This is a genomic window from Stenotrophomonas sp. P2112 (assembly GCF_041897515.1).
Classification (GTDB): Bacteria; Pseudomonadota; Gammaproteobacteria; order Xanthomonadales; family Xanthomonadaceae; genus Stenotrophomonas; species Stenotrophomonas sepilia.
The window spans coordinates 2,627,709-2,649,154 of the sequence record NZ_CP169216.1 but is presented as its reverse complement, the minus strand read 5'-3'; the positions used below and the strand labels follow the sequence as shown (position 1 = coordinate 2,649,154).

General features: G+C 66.0%; 21 protein-coding genes. 15 read left to right on the top strand and 6 right to left on the bottom strand.

Translation table 11 applies throughout. The features are described 5' to 3' along the window. Positions 1-392 precede the first annotated feature (392 nt). From ACEPA4_RS12330 to ACEPA4_RS12315, 4 genes are all read left to right on the top strand, one after another. Positions 393-899, top strand: coding sequence for a DUF4189 domain-containing protein (locus ACEPA4_RS12330; protein ID WP_081275803.1), 507 nt, complete (start codon positions 393-395; stop codon positions 897-899). Positions 900-1,697: 798 nt separating this feature from the next. After that, the gene (locus ACEPA4_RS12325; protein WP_032954278.1) at positions 1,698-2,234 is read left to right on the top strand and encodes a hypothetical protein; all 537 of its coding nucleotides are present in this window, start codon (positions 1,698-1,700) and stop codon (positions 2,232-2,234) included. Positions 2,235-2,291: 57 nt separating this feature from the next. Continuing rightward, positions 2,292-3,299 (top strand): XVIPCD domain-containing protein, encoded by a 1,008-nt coding sequence (locus tag ACEPA4_RS12320; protein WP_065186153.1) that lies wholly within the window; start codon positions 2,292-2,294, stop codon positions 3,297-3,299. Between the two features lie 97 nt (positions 3,300-3,396). Continuing rightward, positions 3,397-4,665 carry a hypothetical protein gene (locus ACEPA4_RS12315; RefSeq protein WP_374082868.1) on the top strand — a complete coding sequence of 423 codons (1,269 nt, stop codon included), beginning with the start codon at positions 3,397-3,399 and terminating at the stop codon, positions 4,663-4,665. Positions 4,666-4,717: 52 nt separating this feature from the next. On the opposite strand, the gene ACEPA4_RS12310 is transcribed toward ACEPA4_RS12315, so the two are convergent. Genes ACEPA4_RS12310 through ACEPA4_RS12300 form a run of 3 tightly spaced genes read right to left on the bottom strand, consistent with a single transcriptional unit; the run spans position 4,718 to position 7,411 of the window. Further along, positions 4,718-6,046, bottom strand: coding sequence for an XVIPCD domain-containing protein (locus ACEPA4_RS12310; protein ID WP_262089762.1), 1,329 nt, complete (start codon positions 6,044-6,046; stop codon positions 4,718-4,720). After that, positions 6,043-6,696: a hypothetical protein gene (locus ACEPA4_RS12305; protein ID WP_065186150.1), complete on the bottom strand. Its 654-nt coding sequence runs from the start codon at positions 6,694-6,696 to the stop codon at positions 6,043-6,045. Before ACEPA4_RS12305 ends, ACEPA4_RS12310 begins: the two co-directional genes overlap by 4 nt. Before the next feature lie 43 nt (positions 6,697-6,739). After that, positions 6,740-7,411: a hypothetical protein gene (locus ACEPA4_RS12300; protein ID WP_164093640.1), complete on the bottom strand. Its 672-nt coding sequence runs from the start codon at positions 7,409-7,411 to the stop codon at positions 6,740-6,742. A 246-nt stretch (positions 7,412-7,657) separates the two neighbouring features. Between ACEPA4_RS12300 and ACEPA4_RS12295 the strand changes: the two genes are divergently transcribed. Continuing rightward, on the top strand, positions 7,658-8,164 hold the full coding sequence (locus ACEPA4_RS12295; RefSeq protein WP_005417179.1) for a GNAT family N-acetyltransferase: 507 nt from the start codon (positions 7,658-7,660) through the stop codon (positions 8,162-8,164). Positions 8,165-8,198: 34 nt separating this feature from the next. On the opposite strand, the gene ACEPA4_RS12290 is transcribed toward ACEPA4_RS12295, so the two are convergent. Beyond that, positions 8,199-8,636, bottom strand: a complete 438-nt coding sequence (locus ACEPA4_RS12290; protein ID WP_065186149.1) for an acetyltransferase — start codon at positions 8,634-8,636, stop codon at positions 8,199-8,201. Positions 8,637-8,820: 184 nt separating this feature from the next. Here ACEPA4_RS12290 and tadA point away from each other — a divergent pair, with 184 nt between their 5' ends. The 4 genes from tadA (at position 8,821) to ACEPA4_RS12270 (ending at position 12,312) form a co-directional block, all read left to right on the top strand. Next, positions 8,821-9,345, top strand: coding sequence for a tRNA adenosine(34) deaminase TadA (gene tadA, locus ACEPA4_RS12285; RefSeq protein WP_005417177.1), 525 nt, complete (start codon positions 8,821-8,823; stop codon positions 9,343-9,345). A gap of 75 nt (positions 9,346-9,420) precedes the next feature. After that, complete coding sequence (gene orn, locus ACEPA4_RS12280; RefSeq protein ID WP_053499815.1) at positions 9,421-9,993, top strand: oligoribonuclease; 573 nt, start codon at positions 9,421-9,423, stop codon at positions 9,991-9,993. Between the two features lie 123 nt (positions 9,994-10,116). Further along, a complete protein-coding gene (locus tag ACEPA4_RS12275) occupies positions 10,117-10,989 on the top strand; it encodes an EcsC family protein (protein WP_005417175.1) in 873 nt (290 codons plus the stop codon). Between the two features lie 207 nt (positions 10,990-11,196). Continuing rightward, positions 11,197-12,312: an alkene reductase gene (locus tag ACEPA4_RS12270; protein WP_065186148.1), complete on the top strand. Its 1,116-nt coding sequence runs from the start codon at positions 11,197-11,199 to the stop codon at positions 12,310-12,312. Positions 12,313-12,443: 131 nt separating this feature from the next. On the opposite strand, the gene ACEPA4_RS12265 is transcribed toward ACEPA4_RS12270, so the two are convergent. Both ACEPA4_RS12265 and ppsA read right to left on the bottom strand, forming a co-directional pair. Continuing rightward, the gene (locus tag ACEPA4_RS12265) at positions 12,444-13,343 is read right to left on the bottom strand and encodes a mechanosensitive ion channel family protein (RefSeq protein WP_065186198.1); all 900 of its coding nucleotides are present in this window, start codon (positions 13,341-13,343) and stop codon (positions 12,444-12,446) included. Between the two features lie 145 nt (positions 13,344-13,488). After that, positions 13,489-15,867, bottom strand: coding sequence for a phosphoenolpyruvate synthase (gene ppsA, locus ACEPA4_RS12260; protein ID WP_053499806.1), 2,379 nt, complete (start codon positions 15,865-15,867; stop codon positions 13,489-13,491). 144 nt (positions 15,868-16,011) lie between these two features. Between ppsA and ACEPA4_RS12255 the strand changes: the two genes are divergently transcribed. The 6 genes from ACEPA4_RS12255 (at position 16,012) to ACEPA4_RS12230 (ending at position 21,432) form a co-directional block, all read left to right on the top strand. Further along, the gene (locus ACEPA4_RS12255; protein WP_005417170.1) at positions 16,012-16,833 is read left to right on the top strand and encodes a pyruvate, water dikinase regulatory protein; all 822 of its coding nucleotides are present in this window, start codon (positions 16,012-16,014) and stop codon (positions 16,831-16,833) included. A gap of 177 nt (positions 16,834-17,010) precedes the next feature. Then, positions 17,011-17,520, top strand: coding sequence for a DUF1249 domain-containing protein (locus tag ACEPA4_RS12250; protein WP_032954273.1), 510 nt, complete (start codon positions 17,011-17,013; stop codon positions 17,518-17,520). A 42-nt stretch (positions 17,521-17,562) separates the two neighbouring features. After that, positions 17,563-18,051, top strand: coding sequence for an 8-oxo-dGTP diphosphatase (locus tag ACEPA4_RS12245; protein ID WP_005417168.1), 489 nt, complete (start codon positions 17,563-17,565; stop codon positions 18,049-18,051). Positions 18,052-18,194: 143 nt separating this feature from the next. Then, positions 18,195-18,809, top strand: coding sequence for a DUF2239 family protein (locus ACEPA4_RS12240; protein WP_139727288.1), 615 nt, complete (start codon positions 18,195-18,197; stop codon positions 18,807-18,809). Positions 18,810-18,926: 117 nt separating this feature from the next. Then, entirely contained in the window at positions 18,927-20,288 is a 1,362-nt protein-coding gene (locus ACEPA4_RS12235; RefSeq protein ID WP_065178522.1) for an MATE family efflux transporter, read from the top strand. Between the two features lie 529 nt (positions 20,289-20,817). Next, on the top strand, positions 20,818-21,432 hold the full coding sequence (locus ACEPA4_RS12230) for a phosphatidylcholine/phosphatidylserine synthase (protein WP_019660264.1): 615 nt from the start codon (positions 20,818-20,820) through the stop codon (positions 21,430-21,432). Positions 21,433-21,446: the final 14 nt, after the last annotated feature.

Below are 21,446 nucleotides of genomic sequence, written 5' to 3'. Positions count from 1 at the left end.
TTGTGAAGAGGTTCCCGCGTACGGCCGCGTCCACCGGTAACATGACCAATCGACGATCTGGCAGGGCGGCATAGGTCCGATCTTAACGACGCGTTTCCCGACTGCGCCCCCAATGGCAGCCATGTTCTTCCAGGGCACCTCGGGTAGCTTCATGGCATATTCTCAGATAGGTGGCAGCCCTTTGGCGCCGGCGCCGGGCCCGAACGGGCAACCGCCAATGCTGGTGTTTCAACCGGTACTCAGGATGCGACCGCTGGAGTATCACGCATGGGTTTGCCGCAAAACTCGACGATTGGAGTACAGGAGACGGGTCTTCGGGGAGCAAATCGTTAGGTCCTCCTTCCTCCATGATGGCCGTTGCACCGAATTGTCTTGGTCGTTGAGTAGAGCTTATGAAAATTGAGAAAGTGATCCTGTTAGTTCTGCTGCTCGCGTTCTCTGCAAGTGCATATGCGGAGGGGCGTTGTCCGCCTGGACAGTACCCGATTGGCGGCCAAGGAGTAGGCGGCTGCGCTCCGATCCCTGGGGCGGGTGACGGATCGCTCAAGACGCCGCAACCGGCAGGGAAGTGGATCAAAACGTGGGGTGCGATCTCTGTTTCTCCTGAGGGCGCGTCTGGAGTGTCTACCGGGAGGCGTAGTAAGTCTGACGCAGAGGCAGAGGCTGTGATGCAATGCCGGCAATCAGGTGGTCGTGCCTGTCGAACTTCTTTCTCCTACGAGAATCAATGCGTTGCTGCGGTGGTCCCCAGTTCGGGTTCCGGCGGCACCAGCTTTGGTGGAAAGGCGACTGTTGATGAAGCAATTCAATTGGCAACTCGTCTTTGTATAAGGGATGGGGGTCAGGGATGCCATGTCGTGTACACCGCGTGCTCAGTTCCTGAGTATGTGCGGAATTGAAGCGAGGATAGCGCCGGGCTAGCGCGCTGGTTGTTTCGTTGGCCCGGCCGTAGTGCTTCAAGGCTTTGGAAATTTTCACCGCAAACGACTGATGCCGAGCGCCGCAATGGGGCTTGTGTTCGGGCGGGTTCGTTACGGCCCCTGATCTTTGAGTTGTCGTTACTTGGAACGAGCGTCAGTTTTGTTCAGAAGCGCTTTGCCCGCTTGAGCATGTTCAACTGGTGGTGAATGCGTCGGGAGACGGTGCTCTCCGGATTCAATCCATGGCTTAATCACCCGGCTTCTTGCCCGCCGGAAAATTGAAGACGCGTGCGGTTCTCAGCTACGGCTGGGCTCCGTTCCACATTGAAGCTCGGGCTCGCTTGCGGGGACGATGACTGCGTGGCGTGTGTCACCCGATCCGTGTTCGCCGCCCCCGTTCCGCTTGCGTCTGCACGAGTGTTAAGTGCCTGATCAGCGCTGCCGTCATCTCCAAGTGGGCATCCATTCACGTTAACCGCGCTTTTTCTGTGATCAAGTGCGCTTTTCATCCCAAGCCCCCTTCGACGAGCGCCGCCTCCTCGAAGTAAGCTGCGTGCGCGTCAAAATCCCGACGCGCCGGTGCCATCGAACGCAGGAGCTTTTCCGTCCATGAGGACTGTGTCCCCCCGCGATGCGGGTGACGCTTGCCACCATCGCGGTTGCCGTGGGCTCGGGGCTATCATCCGCCATGGCGGCCGCAGGGCACGTGCGAGGCATCGCCCCGTTTCCGGCCTCCGCTCGGGAACTGGCAAGACGGGATTGAAGGAGTTGCAGGGGATGGAGAAGGGGAGTGGCGTACACATGGACAATGCCTTGGCGTTCGTTCCGTCCGGCGCGAACCTGCTGGAAGCCGTGCGCGGTGATCTGACCGGCAATGGTTTCCAGGACCAGCTCCTGGTGATCGACCAACCTCCTCCGGAGGGCTTGCTGCCCGGCGAGCACGGTCCCAACCGGGTGCTGTTGCTGCTGCTGGGCGACGCCACGGGCCGATGGCAGTTGGCGGCGCGCAACGACAAGCTGGTGCCGTGTTCCACCCGGGGAGGCATTGCCGGCGATCCTTTCGCGTACGTGACCATCGAGGATGGTGCGTTCAGTGTGATCACCAACGGCGGCAGTCGCGAACGCTGGAGCAGCGTCTACACGTTCCGGTATGCACCTGCCGAGCAGGCGTGCTGGGTGCATGGCGTGCAGCGCAGGGTGGTCGACACCGAGACCGAGGCCACCCATACGCGTGACTTCTCGGCTGCCGAACTTGGCCGGGTGCGGTTCGAGGATTTCGATCCGTCCGTCGTCGCCGACGTCAGCTTGCCCTGAGTGCCATGCCGGTGAGGAGGCGGGAGTATCCAACGATGATCGAGCAGGAGTTTCACCGTGTCGCAGGATAGGGAGTCGCAGCTGTTGCGGCAGGCCACGGAGGCCGGCATGACCTCGTCCCGGGAACTGGCCAACTTCATGGCGCAGGCCGGGCACGAGTCCCGTGGCCTGAGCCGGCTCAATGAAAGTTTCAACTTCACCCGGGGTATCTCGCAGATCCCGGTGGAAGCGGCGTGGCGCAATGGCAATGGTGCGCTTGAGAGCGCGCGCCAGGAGGCGCTGCGTGGGCGGCCGGAGAACCTGGCCGAACTGATGTATGGCGGGCGTATGGGCAATGACGCGCCTGGCGATGCGCTGAAGTATCACGGCCGTGGCTATCTGCCTCTGGTCGGCAAGGAGAATTACGAGCGTGCCGGCAAGGCGCTGGATCTGGACTTGGTGAATCACCCGGAACTGGCCGCGCAGCCCGAGCAGGCAGGCCGCATTGCCGTGTGGCAGTGGCAGACGCGGGTGCCGGAAGCGGCGCGCGAGGACGTGCGCGAAGCGACGCGCGCGATCAATGGTGGCCTGAACGGCATCGAGGCCCGCCAGCAGCGATTCGAGGTGTGGCAGCAGAAGTTGACGCCTGATGTGATGGCGCGGCTGGAGCGGGGCGAAGTCGGGGCGCCGGCCCAGCAGGCCACCGTGCGCGACATGTCGCAGCCTGGCGCGCCGGGGCATGCCCTGTTCCAGGGCGCCCGCCACCATCTGCAGCAGATGGGACCACAAAGCGGTCTGCGCAGCGTGCAGGAACTGGACAATGCTGCCGGCGCACTGGCGCTGAGCGCGCAGAAGGCGGGGATGTCGCGCATCGATCATCTCCTGGCTGGCAACGACGGCCGCACGTTGTTTGCCGTGCAGGGCGCGCTGGGTGACCCGGCCATGCTGCGCGCTTCGGTCGAGCGCGAACAGGCGGCGCAGCAGCCGCTGGCGCAGAGCAGCCAGCAGTTGGCCGCCAGTGTCGCCCAGCAGGACCTCGCGGCCGCGCTCGCCCGCGAGCAGGAGCAGCGCTCTCGATCCCTGTAGCACCTGATGCCGGCGGGCAGAGTGCCCGCCGGCGCTTTACGTACGACGCGTGGCGCCCTTTGGCGCCGACATGGAAACCCACTCGTAAGGACACCACATGCGAATCGTTCCCTCGAATACCCGGCACGCCGCTGCCCGCTGCACTGCATCCGTGCGCCGCCTGCCGCCGCTCTGGCTGCTGTCACTTGGACTTGCCGCAGCGTCGGCACAGGCTCAGGAGGCAGCGGCACCTGTGGTGGGGACGCCCCCCGCTGCCGAGGCTACCGTTGAGGCGCCTGCAGAGGCGGCGCCCGTTGCAGCGCCCGCGGCGGCCAACGCCGTTGTCGCGGCGCCCGCTCCCGAAGTGCCGGCTGCCGTGACTCGCCCTGCGACACCGCGGGTGGACGCGCAGCCGGCGCCGGCTGCGGATCCGGCGCCGGCGCCCGTTGCGCCCGCAGCGGCGGCACCTGTGGCTGCACCGCCCGCCTCCGTCGAGCCAACCGTTCCCGCAGTAGCGCCCGCTCCGCCCGCATTGGCCATCGTGCCGTTGCCGCCAGAGCAGGCGACCGAGCGGGCGCTCGGTGCCCGCTGCCCGGTGGATCTGGCCGGGCGGCTGGCGACCCAGGGCGACCTGCTGATTGGCGCCTGCCAGGGCACCATGCCGGCGCATCTGGCCGCGTTGCTGGTCGCGCTGCCCGCGCAGGACATCCACCTGCCGCGCAGCTGGCGCGAGCGTGAGGTGCGGCAGAAGGCCTGGTTCAAGGCTGTGCCGGGCTATGGCCAGCGCCCGGACTTCATCGTGCGGATGGGCGACATCTGGGTGCGTTCGCTGGAAGGGCGCGACGCCGACAGCACGTTCTATCTGGTGTCGGCGCCGTTCACCTGCAGCGACCAGGTCGCCAACCGTGATGAGTACGGCGCGGAGCCGGTTCGTGTGCCAGCGGGTGATTGCCGCGAGGCTTATGTAGCCCAGCGTGTGTACCAGGTCCGCGGGGATGCGGCGCCGAGGGATGTGACCGCCGATGCCATGCCGACGATGCCCCCGGTCACGGAGGCCGATCGTGCGCGCCAGCTGTCGCGTGAGGGCCGGATCAGCCTGGACCACAGCAAGCTGCAGTACGGCCCGGCCATGCGTTGGTTCGTGCAATACCCGGAGTCGGCGCAGAAGGGTGGTCCGCGCGCCTACAGTGACTGGAACCGTGAGCACATCGCGTTCGTGGTCTGGACCGGTGATCGCTTCGAGCTGCGCGAGAAGGTCGCGCGCGCGCAGTGGCCCTGTGACCCGGTGGCACCCGGCGATCGCGCCTGTGGCGGATTCCCGGATTCCGGGCCCGATCTGTTCGTGACGGCCGCAGCATCCGTGCCAATGGCAGCGTCCGGCCCCTGAGCCGGAGTCTCGAAGTGATGCGGGAGCCGGGCTGACCGGCTCCCGCGCTGCATCAGGCCTGCAGGCTGGGGGTCTGGTTCCGCTGCTGTTCCAGCTGCTGGTCGCGCTCCAGCGTAACGCGCTGGTCGGCGGCCTGCTGGTCGATGCGCTGGCTGCTCTGTTCCAGCGGGGTGTTCATCGCCACTGCCGTATCGACCGATACGCGAAGGTGGGCGGGGTCGCCGCCCTGGCCCTGCACGGCGAAGCTGCGCGAGGCATCGGCATTCATGACCACTTCGTCGATGCGCTTGCCGCCTGCTGCGTGCATTTCGGCGGCCAGGCTGCCTGCCAGTTGCGTGCTCATCACGTCTGGTACCCGGCCGACGCGGACATCCTGCGCGTGCACGCCACGGATCGCGTCGTTGAACAGTGGGTTGCCCACATGGTTGGCATCGTCCATTCGCAGCATGCTGGTGTGATGGCCGTTCTTCTCCGCTTCGCGGCGTGCCGGCTCACCGGGCTGCAGCGGGCCGCGGATGTGGTCGTACAGGTCGACGGCGCCGCCTGGAATGCCCCGCGCCGCGCGGGTGACACCACGGCGCAGTGATTCAACGTCGTCGCGGTACTCCTCGATCATCCTGGCGTTGTCTTTTGCCAGCTTCTGCGTTTCCGGGTGCTGCAGCACCGAGCCGTCACCGAGGAAGTTGCCCAGCTTGTGCGCGCCGAACGAGCTGCCTGCGGCGATGATCGGCCGGTCGGGGATAAGGGCGCGCAACGAGTGATTGCTGAAACCGTTCGCGGCGAGCGTGCTGATTTCATTCGGCCTGGCGTAGATGCGCACCTGGCCGAAGTGCGGCGACGCCGCGCTGACCGGATCGGAGGCCATGACATGGTTGATCATGGTGTTGCCGCCTTCCGGGATGCGGTAGCTGAGGCTGACCGCGCCATAGGCGTTGAAGGTTTCGCCCTTGACGTTGAAATGGTGCGAGGTGATCTGGGCCAGAGCGCCACCGAGGGAGTGACCGGTGACGGTGACTTGAGGAGTTGGTCCGCCGCTCAAGCGGGACTGCGCCGCTGCGGCTTCGAGCGTTCTCTGCGTCAATGCGATCGCGTCAGGTGCCTGCACATTGGTGCGGGCGACGACCATGCCTCCATCCGTCAGGATGCCATCGCGCCCGATCTGCTCGGTGCCCCGATGTGCAATGACGATTTCCTTGCTGTCTACGCGTTGATAGACCGTACCTTGATAACCATTGAGCCGATTGTCGACATGCTCAAGGATCTTGTACTCATGGCCGTTCAGTATGACCTTCTCTTCTTGACCAGGGGCGCGTCGACCGACAGCGCGATCCTTATATGCGTCATTGGATAAGGCGGCGTAGTCTTGTGAGGTGATGGTCACGGGGCCACCTCACTTGCAGAAAGACTGATCGTGAACAAATTGTCCCGCAGATCGACGGCATAACCGCTGCGATCGGACTCGCCACTTGCCGGGAAATTGGGAACACGGTCTGTCCGCGGATAGACGAGATCAGGATAGAAAAGCGTGTGCGTTTTCCCTTCGATCAGCGGTTCCGCGTCAGCGAAGGTCAGGAAGCGGGTCTCCTCTTCAGCACCCGTTGCCTTCAGCATCGCGCCTGCACCGGTGAATTCCCATTTGCAGACACCACGACCGTAGTAGTCCTCGTCCAGCATGCGGTCCACATACAGCGTGCCCCGGTACTCGCCATCGGCGACCTTGCGCAGTTCCACCGGTTCCTGGCTGGTAATCCGTGCAGCCGTGCCGGTGGCCGGCTCGATGTGGCCGCACTGGTCTTCGTTGGTGACGTCGTACTGGGCCACGCCTTCAACCACAGCGAAATCACCCGGGGCGTCCTTCAGGCGCAGCACCAGTTCATAGGCCTTGCGCGGGCTGGGGTTGAGCTTTGCGAGCCCGCGCCCACCCTGGGCGACATCGGCTTCAGCAGCGGCACGTTCCTGGTTCATGGCGGTCTCCGGATGGCAGGCGGTCAACAGAAGCAGAGCAAGGCACGGAATCATCTTGTGGCGCAATGTCGGCCTCCTTGGGGGTAGGTGTAAATGTGACACTGGCAGTTCATGGCACAAGCTTCTGCACAGTGGTGGTAGATGAGAACAGCGCATTGCGTAGATCCTCCCTGTAGGCTGACGGATCTTCTTTACCGCTGGCAGGGAAGTTGGCAGCAAGCTCGGCGCGGGGATAGGCAGTCTTCGGGTAGTAGAGAGTCAGCGGCGATCCTGCGTCCATGCGCTCTTTATTGACGTAGGTCAGGAATCGCGTATCGGCTTCGCCGTTCGTCGCACGCAACATCGCGCCAACACCGGTCAGCGTCCAGTGGCACGTACCGCGATCGTAATAGTCCTGATCCTGCATGCGGTCGAGGTAGAACGTACCGCGGTATTCGTTCTCGCCAACCCTGCGCAGTTCCACCGGTTCCTGGCTGGTAATGCGGCTTGCCGTACCGGTGGACCATATGATCCGCCCGCAGTCTTCGTAGTTACTGACGTCGTACTGGGCCACGCCCTCCACGATCGCGAACGGGCCCGGCGCGTCCTTCAGTGTCAGCACCAGTTCGTAGGCCTGCTTCGGCGCCGGGTTGAGTTTGGCCAGGCCGCGTCCACCCGCGGCGACGTCACGCTCGGCGTCGGCGTAGGGCGAACATGCCGCCAGCGGGACGAGGGCGAGCAATGCCAGGAGCGGCCGCCCCCTGGGTTCGGGGCGAGCTACACCCATGGCGCGAGCCTGCATCGTGCGTCCATGTCCATCTATCCTTCCTGGGTGGCAGGTATCTCGATTATGGAACGTGCCGGGAGCGCTGTGCCACCCTTGGAGACGGATTTTTGACGCCCCGGGGAAGCATTGCCCGGGCGGATCGCTTGCCGCACAAGGCTCGCGATCATCACGTTGGCATTGCTGCCGGAGGCAGGTCTGCGGCTGAATCCGTGACTGAAATCAATCATTCACATGTCCATCACTTCATTGAAGGCGCCCTCCTTGAACTGCACGATCCGCCCTGAAATCCGCGAAGACCGCGCTGTCATCCACGCACTCACCGAGGCAGCCTTCCGCGAAGCCCCGCACAGCAGCCACACCGAGCAGTTTATTGTGGATGCACTGCGTTCGCGTGGAGAGCTGAGTCTCTCGCTGGTCGCCGAGAAGGACGGGCAGGTCGTCGGGCATGTTGCCTTGTCGCCGGTGACGATCAGCGATGGCAGTACGGGCTGGTTTGGCCTGGGACCAATCTCGGTGCTGCCCGGATGGCAGGGGCAGGGTGTCGGCGCGGCGCTGATGCATGCGGCGCTTGATGCACTGCGTGAGCAGGGGGCGCAGGGCTGCGTATTGCTGGGAGAACCCGCGTACTACGGTCGATTCGGATTCCGCGCCGAGCCCGGCCTGGTGCTACCGGGTGTGCCGCCAGAGTACTTCCAGGCGCTGCACCTGAGGCCGTCGATGGCGCAGGGAGAGGTGCAGTACTCACCGGCATTCGAAGCCACGGCCTGATGATCGGGGGCGGGCCTCGAATATCCGTCCAATGTCAGCCGTCGTGCCGGAGATGGATCAGAGGATACGGACGGCCCTGCGAATCTAGCGGTGAGCGGCCGGTTTCGACGAAGCCCATGCGCAGGTAGAAGCCAACGGCCTGTGCGTTCTGCTCATTGACGTCGGTACTCAGCTGCGGATGCCGGGCCAGCGCGTGCTGCAGCAGTTGCCGGCCGATACCAGTGCCGCGCACGTCCGGATCGATGAACAGCGCTTCCATGTGCGTGCCGTCGATCAGCATGAAGCCCAGTGGCCGATCCTGTGCATCGACCGCAACGGTCATCGGCGCCTGCGGCAGGAAGCTGGCGACTTCGGCATCGATGGCCTGCCGGTCTTCGGCGCTGAGGAAGTCGTGGGTGGCGTCGACGGCGCGGCGCCAGAGGTCGACGAGGGCGGCGCCGTCGTCGGCGCGCGAGGGGCGAAGGGTGGTCATGGGTTCACCAAGGTGCTTGCGGAAGGGCCCAGTATGAGGCCTGCAGCCTGGCTTCAGCGCGCTCGCTGCTTGGACCGCCGGTCGCGCGCAATGGCACCGCCTGTACGCGCGCCGCCTGCACGGCCGCGGGCGTACAATGCGGCCCCGGCGGCCGTCCTGGCCCTGCAGACACGCGAGAACCGCCATGACCGATGCCCTGGGTGTACCGGTGCACGACGCCGATGAACACTGGATGCGCCATGCGCTGGCGCTGGCCGAGCGTGCGCAGCGCGAGTTCGACGAGATTCCGGTCGGCGCGGTACTGGTGGGCGCCGATGGCCAGCTGCTGGGCGAGGGCTGGAACCTCAACATCGCCTCGCACGATCCCAGTGCGCATGCCGAGATCGTGGCCATGCGCGCCGGCGGCACGCGGCTGGCCAATCATCGGCTGCTCGGCAGCACCCTGTACGTGACCCTCGAACCCTGCGCGATGTGCGCGATGGCCATCGTGCATGCACGCGTCGCCCGCTTGGTCTACGGCGCCAGCGACCCCAAGACCGGCGCCTGCGGCAGCGTGTTCGACCTGCTGGGTGATGCCCGGCACAATCACCGGGTGGAAATCCACGGTGGGGTGCTGGCCAAGGAGGCCAGCATGCGCCTGACCAATTATTTCCGCGCCAAGCGCGGCAAGCCGCCGTTGCTGCTGGAAGACCATGCGGGCGAGGGCTGAGGGGCGAACGGGTATGATGGGCGCCTCTTTCCTTCACCGGTAGGCCGCGCGCCTGCCCAGCAACGAGGCGACACAATGGCGGACACCGGCGCGGCCAACGAGCGACTGATCTGGATCGACCTGGAGATGACCGGGTTGGATACCGACAACGATTCGATCATCGAGATCGCCACCGTGGTCACCGATGCCCAGCTCAATGTGCTGGCTGAAGGCCCCGAGTTTGCCATCCACCATCCGCTGGAAACGCTGGAAGCGATGGATGAGTGGAACCGCAACCAGCACCGTCGTTCCGGCCTGTGGCAGCGCGTGGTGGACAGCACCACCACCCTGGGCCAGGCCGAAGCGCAGACGGTGAACTTCCTGGCGCAGTGGATTCCGGCCGGTCTTTCGCCGATGTGCGGCAACTCGATCTGCCAGGATCGCCGCTTCCTGCACCGCCAGATGCCGAGGCTGGAGAAGTACTTCCACTACCGCAACCTGGACGTGTCCACGGTGAAGGAACTGGCCAAGCGCTGGGCGCCGAGCGTGGCCGCCGGCGTCGGCAAGAACAGCAACCATACCGCGTTGAGCGATGTGCACGATTCGATCGCCGAGCTGCGCCACTACCGTCAGTTCATGGGCGCGCTGTCGGGCCTGCCGGCTGCCTGAACGACGCCGCCGGGTGACACGCCCACGGGTAGTGCCGGCCGCTGGCCGGCAAGGCGCCGGATCCGCCCCTTCTGACGTGACCCACGACGAACCGTTCAACTTCCGGGCGCTAAGATCGGCGCCATGAACGAGCCCATCCTGCTTCCCCGCGACATCGCCCATGACGCCCGCGACTGGTCCGACCTGCAGCGCGCGGTGGCGCTGCTGGAAGCGCCGACCCTGACCGCGCGCATGGCGAACCTGGTCGGTACGCCGCTGGAGTTCGCGGTGAAGGCGCTGCCCAGTTCGGTCTCCAACCGCATCCACGGTGCGGTGCAGGCGGCACTGTCCAAGTCGGCGCAGGCAGCCCTGTGGAGCATGGACAACTCGCCCGGCAAGGGAGCGTCGACCCGCTGGCACAAATTGGCGGCAGCCACCTCCGGTGCGGTCGGCGGTGCCTTCGGCTTTGCCGCCCTGCTCATCGAGTTGCCGGTGTCGACCACGATCATGATGCGTGCGGTGGCCGACGTCGCCCGCAGCGAGGGGTTTGACCTGTCCGAGTTCAGCACCCGCCAGGCGTGCCTGGAAGTGTTCGCGCTGGGCGGCAACTCGCCGCGTGATGACGCCAGCGAGACGGGCTATTACCTGGCCCGCGGCTTCACCACCGATGTGATGCGCCACCTGTCGGCCGAGCTGGCCGGGCGGGTGGTGACCGGCCGCGACCTGACGCTGGGCGTGGCGCCGAAGGAAGCCGGCAAGCTGCTGGCGAAGATGGTGGAGAAGGTGGCGGCGCGCTTCGGCGTGGTCGTTACCGAGAAGTTCGCCGCGCAGGCGGTGCCGATCGTTGGTGCCGCCGCGGGTGCAACGCTGAACACCATGTTCACCGACTACTACCAGGACATGGCGCGTGGTCACTTCATCGTGCGCCGGCTGGAGTTGAAGTACGGGGAAGATGTGGTGCGCGCCTGCTATGACCGCGTGGCGCATGGCGGCGTGCTGATCGAACCCACGCTGTAACCGGCTTCGGGGTCGGAGCCCTTTGCGGTGCAAAGGGATCCGACCCCGGTTGCGCGCGGGGCCGGATCCCGTTCCGCAGGAAGGGGCTCTGCCCCCCGGCTGGCCATCCTTGCCTTCGGGGAACAACTGTTTTGCCAGTGCATGCCTGTTGCCTGGCAGTTGGCATCCCCATCCTTTGCGGCAGTCCCCCCGCAAGAGATCGCCGCCATGTTGTTCACTCCCCACCGCTTGGGCGCCTTGACCCTGCCCAACCGCATCGTGATGCCGCCGATGACCCGCTCGCGTGCCGCCGACGGCAACGTCGCCACCGCGGACATGGCCGCCTACTACGCCCAACGCGCCAGTGCCGGCCTGATCGTCAGCGAGGGCACCCAGATCAGCCCGCAGGGCCAGGGCTATGCCTGGACCCCGGGCATCCACAGCCCGGAACAGGTGCAGGGCTGGCGTCGGGTGACCGATGCGGTGCACGCTGCCGGTGGTCGCATCTACGCCCAGCTGTGGCATGTCGGCCGGGTCTCGCACGTGGCGCTGCAGCCGGGTGGCGCCGCGCCGGTGTCGTCGTCGGCGTTGTTGGCGGAAGGCGTGAAGGTGTTTGTCGACCCGACCGGGGCAGGTCCCGAAGCCGGGGTGGGCGAAATGATCCAGCATTCGATGCCGCGCGCGCTGCGCGAAGACGAGATTCCCGGCATCGTCGCCGACTACGCCCAGGCGGCACGCAGCGCGCTGGACGCAGGCTTCGATGGCGTGGAGTTGCACGGTGCCAATGGCTACCTGATCAACCAGTTCATCGACTCGCAGGCCAACCAGCGCACCGACGGCTATGGCGGCGCGTTGCAGAACCGCCTGCGGTTCCTGCGCGAGGTGGTGCAGGCGGTGGTTGCGGTGGTCGGTGGTGATCGCGTCGGCGTGCGCCTGGCGCCACTGACCACGTTGCAGGGTGCGGTGGACGATACGCCGCAGGCGACCTATCTGGCGGCAGCCCACCTGTTGGGTGAGCTCGGCGTCGGTTACCTGCACATCGCCGAGGCCGACTGGGATGATGCACCGCTGATGCCGGTGGCGTTCAAGCAGGCGCTGCGCATGGTCTACCCGGGCACGCTGATCTACGCCGGCAAGTACACCGCCGAGCGCGCCGAGCAGGCACTGGCTGAAGGCTGGGCCGACTTGATCGGCTTCGGTCGCCCGTTCATCGCCAACCCGGATTTGCCGGAGCGTCTGCGCCTGGGTGCGGAACTGAATCCGCCGGATCGTGCGACGTTCTTCGGTGGCGGGGCGGTCGGCTTCACCGATTACCCGACGCTGGAAGAGAGCGTCGCGGCCTGATCCTGAAGGCTGCCGGCCAGCGGCCGGCACTACCGGTGCATGGAGATGGGTGGGTGCCGGCCAGCGGCCGGCACTACCAGGGGGCGCGGGGCAGGGTAGTGCCGGCCGCTGGCCGGCATTTCTGTTTGGGATCAGGGCTTGTCGCGCACCAGCGCGTCCGCCTCGACCACACCGCCATCCTTCCCATGCAGGTACAGGTGCATGTCCTGCTGCGGGTACGGGATGTTGATGCCGGCCCTGTCAAAGCCCAGCTTCAGCTGCTCCAGCAGCGTGACCTTGGTGCCGAACCAGTCGGCTGACTTCACGTAGCAGCGGATGCCGAGGTTGATCGCGTGCGCCCCCAACTCGTACACCACCACGTCCGGTGCCGGCGTCTGCAGCACGCGCGGGTCGGCCTTCATCAACGCCAGCGCGGTATCGCGCGCCAGCTGGATGTTGTCCTCGTAGCCGATGCCGATCACCAGTTCGACGCGGCGGGTCGGCTCGGCGGTCAGGTTGATGATCGGTGCGGCGGTGATCAGCGTGTTCGGAATGGTGGTGTGCTGGTTGTCGGCACCGGTGATGACGGTCTGGAAAATGCGCACTTCGCGCACCGTGCCGGTCTGTCCGGCAACGGTGACCACGTCGCCGACGCGGAACGGCCGCAGTGTCACCAGCATCACGCCCGAGGCGATGTTGGACAGCGAATCCTTAAGGGCAAGGCCAACGGCCAGGCCGGCGGTGCCGAGCACGGCCAGCAGCGGCGTGATCTGCACGCCCAGCGTGCCGATGGCCAGCACCACCACGATCACCAGCGATGCGGCGTACACCACGTTGCGCAGGAAGCTGCCCAGCATCGGGTCCACGCCCATGCGCGCTGTGGCGCGCGGCATCGCGTTGGACAGGCGACGCGCCACCCACAGGCCCACCAGCAGCACCACGATGGCGGCCAGTAACGGCACACCGTAGGTTTCCAGCAGGCGCTCCCAGTTGAGCGAGTGGAACCAGGGCGTTGCGGCGGGGGCGGGGGTGGGAGGTGCGGCGGCGATCATGCGGAAGTCCTTTGCTGCGTAGCGATGTCTGCGTGGGGCCCGGCGTGCGTGGACGCCAGAAACAGCAAGCCCCGCAGAGGCGGGGCTTGCGTGCAGCAGCAGTATGGGCGGACGTCGATGAAAGCGACGTCAGCCCATCACGGCATCAGCCGTTGGCCTTCAGCTTGGCCAGGCGCAGCCAGGTATCCACCACGGTGTCCGGGTTCAGCGACACCGACTCGATGCCTTCCTGCATCAGCCATTCGGCCAGATCCGGGTGATCGGACGGGCCCTGGCCGCAGATGCCAACGTACTTGCCCTTGGCACGTGCCGACTTGATCGCCATCGACAGCAGTTTTTTCACCGCCGGGTTACGTTCGTCGAACAGGTGCGCGACGATCGACGAGTCGCGGTCCAGGCCCAGGCTCAGCTGGGTCAGGTCGTTGGAGCCGATCGAGAAGCCGTCGAAGATCTCCAGGAACTCATCGGCGAGCAGTGCGTTGGACGGCACTTCGCACATCATGATGATCTTCAGGCCGTTCTCGCCCTGCTTCAGGCCGTTCTGTTCCAGCACCTCGATTACCTTGCGGCCTTCTTCCAGGGTGCGCACGAACGGAATCATGACCCACAGGTTGTCCAGGCCCATTTCGTTGCGCACGCGCAGTACGGCCTTGCACTCCAGCGCGAAGGCGGCCGAGAAGCTCGGATCGACGTAACGGCTGGCGCCGCGGAAGCCGATCATCGGGTTCTCTTCGTGCGGCTCGTAGTTGCTGCCGCCGATCAGGTTGGCGTACTCGTTGGACTTGAAGTCCGACAGGCGCACGATCACGGCGTTCGGGGCGACCGAGGCGGTGAGGGTGGCGATGCCTTCGGCCAGGCGGTCGACGTAGAAGCTGACCGGATCACCGTAGCCGGCGATCTTCTCGTCGATCTTCTTCTTGGTCGCCGCATCCTGGCGGTCGTATTCCAGCAGCGCATTCGGATGGATGCCGATGTGGCTGGCGATGATCATTTCCAGGCGGGCCAGGCCGATGCCGGCGTTCGGCAGCTGGCCGAAGTCGAAGGCACGTTCCGGGTTGGCCACGTTCATCATGATCTTCAGCGGCGCCGGCGGCATGTTGCCCAGATCGGTGGTGGTGCGTTCAAAGCCGAGCTTGCCTTCGTAGATGAAGCCGGTATCGCCTTCAGCGCAGCTGACGGTGACCAGCTGGCCATCTTCGATGACCTGGGTCGCGTTGCCCGAACCAACCACGGCCGGCACGCCCAGCTCGCGCGCGATGATCGCGGCGTGGCAGGTGCGGCCACCGCGGTTGGTGACGATGGCCGAGGCGCGCTTCATCACCGGTTCCCAATCCGGATCGGTCATGTCGGCGATCAGCACGTCACCGGGCTGCACGCGGTTCATGTCGTCCAGCGTCTTCACCACGCGGGCCACGCCCGAACCGATCTTGGCGCCGACGGCACGGCCCTCGGCCAGCACCTTGCCGCCCTTCTCGGTCAGCGCGAAGCGCTCGATCTGGGTGGCGTGGCTGCGCGACTTCACCGTTTCCGGGCGCGCCTGCACGATGAACAGCTTGCCGCTGACACCGTCCTTGGCCCACTCGATGTCCATCGGGCGGCCGTAGTGCTTTTCGATGACCAGCGCCTGCTTGGCCAGTTCCTGCACGTCCTCGTCGCTGATCGAGAAGGTGGTGCGCAGTTCGGCCGGCGTGTCTTCGATACGGACGCGCTCACCGGGGACATCCGAATACACCATGCGGATCGCCTTGCTGCCGAGCGAGCGGCGCAGGATCGCCGGCTTGCCAGCCTGCAGGGTGGGCTTGTAGACGTAGTATTCGTCCGGATTGACCGCGCCCTGCACGACCATCTCGCCCAGGCCGAACGAGGAGGTGACGAACACCACGTCGCGGAAGCCGGACTCGGTGTCCAGGGTGAACAGCACGCCGGAGGAACCGACGCCCGAACGCACCATCAGCTGCACGCCGGCGGACAGGAACACGTCCTCATGCTTGAAGCCGTGGTGCACGCGGTAGGCGATGGCGCGGTCGTTGTACAGCGAGGCGAACACTTCCTTGACCTTGTGCACCACGTCGTCGGCACCGGTCACGTTGAGGAAGGTTTCCTGCTGGCCGGCGAAGGACGCATCCGGCAGATCCTCGGCAGTGGCAGACGAACGCACGGCCACGGCCACGTCGCCGCCGCCATTCTCGGCGCTCAGCTTGGCGTAGGCGGTGCGGATGTCCTGGTCCAGCTGCGGCTGCAGCGGGGCGTCGATTACCCAGCCGCGGATTTCCTTGCCGGCGGCGGTCAGCGCGTTGACGTCCTCGACGTCCAGCGTGGCCAGCCTGTCGAAGATGCGCTTGGACAGGTCGTTGTGCGCGATGAAGTCCTTGAAGGCTTCAGCGGTGGTGGCATAACCGCCCGGCACCGAAACGCCCAGACCGGCCAGGTTGCCGATCATCTCGCCCAGGGACGAATTCTTGCCGCCTACGCGGGCCAGATCGGCCAGACGCAGTTCGTGCAACCACAGGATGTTCTCGTTCAAGCGCGATGCTCCGTTTGGCCATCGCCCGAGGCGGGCTGAGTGGCCGCGTCCGTAGGAAGAAGCCGATATGATGCCGGGCAGAGCACCGTCGGCACAAGCTTGTGCTGGCGGCCTTTTTAAGCTTCGTAGGGGGTAAAAGCGCGCATGTCGACCATCCGTCCGGTGTTCTACGTTTCCGATGGAACCGGTATCACCGCTGAAACCATTGGGCATAGCCTGCTGACCCAGTTCTCCGGGTTCAGCTTCATTACCGATCGGATGTCGTTTGTCGACGACCCTGAAAAAGCGCGTGAAGCCTGCGCCCGGATCCAGGCGGCGGGGGAGCGGTACCAGGTCCGGCCGATCGTGGTGAACTCCTGCGTGGACCAGAGCCTGAGTCTGATCCTGGCCGACAGCGGTGCCCTGATGCTGGATGTGTTCGCGCCGTTCATCGAGCCACTGGAGCGCGAACTGGCCAGCCCTCGCCTGGCCCGGGTCGGCCAGGCCCACGGCATGGTCGATTTCGACACGTACCACCGCCGCATCAACGCGATGAACTTCGCCCTGACCCATGACGACGGCATCGCAGTGAACTATGACGATGCCGACGTGATCCTGGTGGCGGTGTCGCGCGCCGGCAAGACGCCCACCTGCATCTACCTGGCTCTGCATTACGGAGTGCGCGCGGCCAACTACCCGCTGACCGACGAGGACCTGGAAAGCGACCGCCTGCCGCCGCGCCTGCGCAACTACCGGCGCAAGCTGTTCGGGTTGACCATCGATCCGGACCGCCTGCAGCAGATCCGCCAGGAGCGCCGTCCGAACTCGCGCTACGCGAACCTGGACACCTGCAAGCGGGAGGTGGCCGCGGCCGAGACCATGTTCCGCATGGAGCGGATCCCGACCCTGAGCACCACCCACACCTCGATCGAGGAGATTTCCAGCAAGGTGCTGGCCACATTGGGTCTGCAGCGCGAGCTGTATTGATCCTTTCCGGCGCGCCTGGCTGCGCCCGTAGAGCCGAGCCCACGCTCGGCTGGGCCACCGGGTTCTGGCCGAAGCGCAGCCGAGCGTGGGCTCGGCCCTGCAGGGGGATCGTCGTCGTCGGGTTGGCTGTGGCTTGAGGCGCCCCCACGTTGAAGCACCAACGTGTAGGATCGACCCATGGCCCGAGCCTTGCCCCGTACCGAACGCATTCCCCGCCTGAGCCGGCTGAGCTGGCTGATGGGCCTGTACGCGGAGAACTACCGCCATCTGGTGCGCCTGTTCGAACCGGCGGGACTGGCGGCGGGCAGCTACATTTCCTCGATCGGCGACGGCCTGGATGTCCGCCTGGACGTGATCGAGTGCCACCGCTATACGGTGGAACTGCGGCTGACCTACGACATTGCCGACCCGGTCACCGGCGAGCCGGATCCCTCGGCCTATGTTCGCCTGTACCGTGACGCGCGCCAGGCCGAGACCACCCATTGCTACGTCGGCCGCCGCTGGCAGGACACCATGGGCCTGTACCCGCCGCCGGCGGAGTTGATCAGTCATCGCATGCGGATGAACACCTTCCTCGGCAAGTGGCTGGAATACCTGGCCGAGCGCGGCCACGGCGTCGCAACGCTGCGCCGTGATCCCGATGGCGCCGGTGCGCCTGCCGAGCGCCGCCTGTCGCTCGTGCGCTGATCGGCCATAATCCAGGGCTGACCTGCCGCTGGATGCCGCCCCATGCCGTACACCCCGATCGTCGCCACTCTGGGCTATGTGCTGTCGCCCGATCGTCGCCAGGTGCTGATGATCCATCGCAATACGCGCCCCGGTGACCATCACCTCGGCAAGTACAACGGCCTGGGTGGCAAGATCGAAGCGGACGAGGACGTGGCGGCCAGCATGCGCCGCGAGATTGCCGAGGAAGCCGGCATCGACTGCACCGGCATGCGCCTGCGCGGCACTCTCAGCTGGCCCGGTTTCGGCAAGCACGGCGAAGACTGGCTGGGCTTCGTGTTCGTCATCGACAGCTTCGAAGGTACCCCGCACGGCGGCAACCACGAAGGCACGCTGGAGTGGGTAGATCTGGACAAGCTGGACACGCTGCCGATGTGGGAAGGCGACCGCAACTTCCTGCCGCTGGTGTTCGACGCCGACCCGCGCCCGTTCCACGGCGTGATGCCGTACAAGGACGGGCGCATGGTCAGTTGGTCCTACAGCCGGCTGTGACCCGGTGAATCGGGGAGGTGCCAACCATTCCGGGGAGTGCCAATCTGGGTTGGCACGCTCTTTTGGTCGATTAATGCCCGGGCAATATTGACAGCCATAAATTACCCGGGCAATATTCGCGCATCACCTCTGATGCCATTGCCATGCCTGCGTCCCGACTCCCTCCCTTCAGTTGTTTCGACGGCCATCGCCTCGTTGCCTGCGGCAGCCCGGAAGTGGCGGCACTGGCGCTCAAGCGGCTGCGCGCCGACAACGCTGCCGGACCATTGCTGGTGTTCGACAACGCCACCGGTCGCACCCGCGATTTCGATACGCGCGGCAGTGACGAGGAACTGCTGGCGCGGGTAACCGAAGCGTTTCCCGCCTCTGACGAGGCGGATGCCGAAATCACTGCCGAAGACGCTGCGACCCCGCGTGGCCGTGGCCGCCCCAAGCTGGGCGTGGTCGCCCGTGAAGTGACCTTGCTGCCGCGCCATTGGGCCTGGCTGGCCGAGCAGCCGGGCGGCGCCTCGGTGGCATTGCGAAAACTGGTGGAGACGGCCAGCCGCGCCGGTGCGGACAAGGACCGCCGGCGTCGCGATGCCGAACGCGCCTATCACTTCCTGCAGACCATCGTCGGCGACCTGCCGGGCTTCGAGGAGGCCATCCGCGTGCTGTTCGCGCACGACCGTGCGGGCCTGGAAGCGGTGCTGCATTCCTGGCCCAGGGATGTGCGCGACCACGCCCTGCGTCTGGCGTTCGACAGCGCTGACGGCTGATCCATCGCGCCGTCGTTGAACGGCGGCGCCACCTGATCGCGGGCCACGGCCCGGTCCCCTGTGCTTGCTTTGCTGGTGGAAACGCCGGGCAGGGCAGCGCCTTGCCCAGAGAACCCCATGAACTCCCCTGTACATCCCACGCCCCTGGTCGCGCCGCCTCTGTGGCGCACCTACCTGGCCCTGCTGCTGCCGATGCTGCTGACCAATGCGCTGCAGCTGGCCGCAGGCACGCTGGACAACATCTACCTCGGCCATCTGCTCGGTACCCAGGCGGTGGCCGTGGCCGCCGCGTTCTTCCCGGTCTTCTTCCTGCTGCTGGCCCTGGTGATGGGCCTAGCGACCGGCGCGATGGTGCTGATCGGGCACGCCTGGGGTGCGGGTCGGCCGCAGCAGGTGCGCGCGGTGGCTGGCAGTGCGGTGGCGCTGATCCTTGTGCTGTCGGTGCTGGTGATGGCTCTGGGGAGCGGTTTCGCACCACAGCTTCTGATGTCACTGGGTACACCGGCACCGATCCTCGGTGAGTCCATCGTCTACGCGCGCGTGCTGCTGCTGGCGGCGCCGGCGTTCTTCCTCCTGTGGCTGGCCACTGCCGTGAGCCGCGCAGTAGGCGATGCGAAGACGCCGCTGCATGCGCTGCTGCTGGCCACGGCGGTCGGCCTGCTGTGCACGCCGCTGCTGATTCTGGGCTGGGCCGGCCTGCCGCGGCTGGGATCGGCCAGTGCGGCGGTGTCGGCGGCGTTTGCCTCGCTGTTGGCCCTGGGCTGGCTGTTGTTGCGTTGGCATCGGGCAGGACATCCCCTTGCACCGGGCCCTGAGTTGTTGCATGCCATTCGTTTCGATGGCGCGATCATCCGATCGATGCTGCGCATCGGCATACCCTCCTCGCTGCAGATGCTCAGCCTGGCCGTCGCCGAAATCGTGTTGCTGGGCTGGATCAACCGTTACGGCTACACCGCTACGGCCGCCTACGGTGCGGTCAACCAGCTGATGAACTGGGTGCAGTTGCCGGCAATGTCGTTGGGGATCACCGCCACCATCCTCGCGGCGCATGCGATGGGCGCCGGGCGTACAGCACGGCTGCCGGCCATCGCCCGGACTGGTGTGCTGGTGGCGCTGGCGACGCTGAGCGTGGTGGTGGTGCTGGTTGTGGCGCTGGCGCGCGGGCTGACCGGGCTGATCCTGGCGGCAGCCGACGTGCGCGAGCTGGCTGCGTTGCAGCTGCGCACTGTGGTGTGGGGCGTGCTGGCGATGGGAATCAGCGCGGTGCTTGTCGGGGTGATGCGCGGCAGCGGCACGGTATGGTTGCCAGCGTTGCTGGGTATGGCAGCGGTGCTGCTGGTGGAACTGCCGCTGGCGATGTGGATGCAGGCGCAGCACGGGCTGGCCGGCGTGTGGTGGGCGTGGCCGCTGGGGTTGCTGGCCATGCTGGTGCTGCAGGTGTTGTGCTTCGCGCGTTGGCGGCGGGTGCAGGCTGGGTAGTTGCCTGCCGCCGTCCGGCACCCCGGAATGGCAGGGGCAGCCGGCCAGCGGCCGGCTCTACCACTTCAGCGCCGCTGCGCCAGCAGCAGGCGGAAGTACAAGCACAGGGTGTTGACCGCCAGTGCGGCGCTGCGGCGGGGCCTTCGCAGCTGCGCGGCCAGGGTGGAAGCATCCGGCATCATCATCGCCCGTCACCAGGAATCGGGCGTGGCGGCGGCGGGCCCGCCGGTGACCATAGCGCCGACCTCGCGGCTTGGGAAGTAGGGAAACCCCGCGTCAGGGTGATGAGGAAATGTCCACCGTCGCAGTCGGTGAGATCTGGTTGTCCACAGGGGGTGTGGATTACGCGTGGGCAACTTTGTGGATAAGCCGCGACAGGCGCCACCCCCCTAGGCTGTCAAGATGGGTGGCGAAAAATTCACCGCCGGTGAGGGCGGGTGAGGGGGCGGTGAAGGGTGGACCCCGTCAGCGCTGTCACCAGCGACGGCGCTCGCGGTAACCTGTGGGCCTTGATGCTCCGTGAGTCCCCATGAAACGTCACTTCTCGATGCTGCGCGAGTTCCAGCTGGCCGACTGGTTCACCCTGGCCAATGCTTTCTGCGGCACCGGTGCGGTATTTGCCGCCATGCGCTTCCTGCAGGACGGCGAGCGTGGCTACCTGCTGTTCGGCATGGCGCTGATCCCGTTGGCCTTCATCTTCGACGCCCTTGATGGGCGCATCGCGCGCTGGCGCAAGTCCAGCTCCACCCTGGGCCGCGAGCTGGACTCGCTGTCCGACGTGATCTCCTTCGGGGTGGCCCCAGCGGCGCTGGCCTATGCCTGCGGCATGCAGGGTGGCTGGGACTGGCTGGTGCTGAGCTACTTCGTCTGCTGCGGCGTCAGCCGCCTGGCACGCTACAACGTCACAGCCGAGGCAATGACCGGCGATGAGGGCAAGGTCACGTATTTCGAGGGCACCCCGATCCCGACCAGCCTGGTGCTGGTGATCGTACTGGCGATCGCCGCGGGCACCGATGCCATCGGCCAGAACATCTGGTTCGGCCAGTGGCAGATCGGACCGTGGCAGCTGCACCCGATGGTGCTGTTGTTCGCCCTGTCCGGGTCGCTGATGATCAGCAAGACCCTGCGTATCCCCAAGCCATGAGCCAGCCCTGCGGA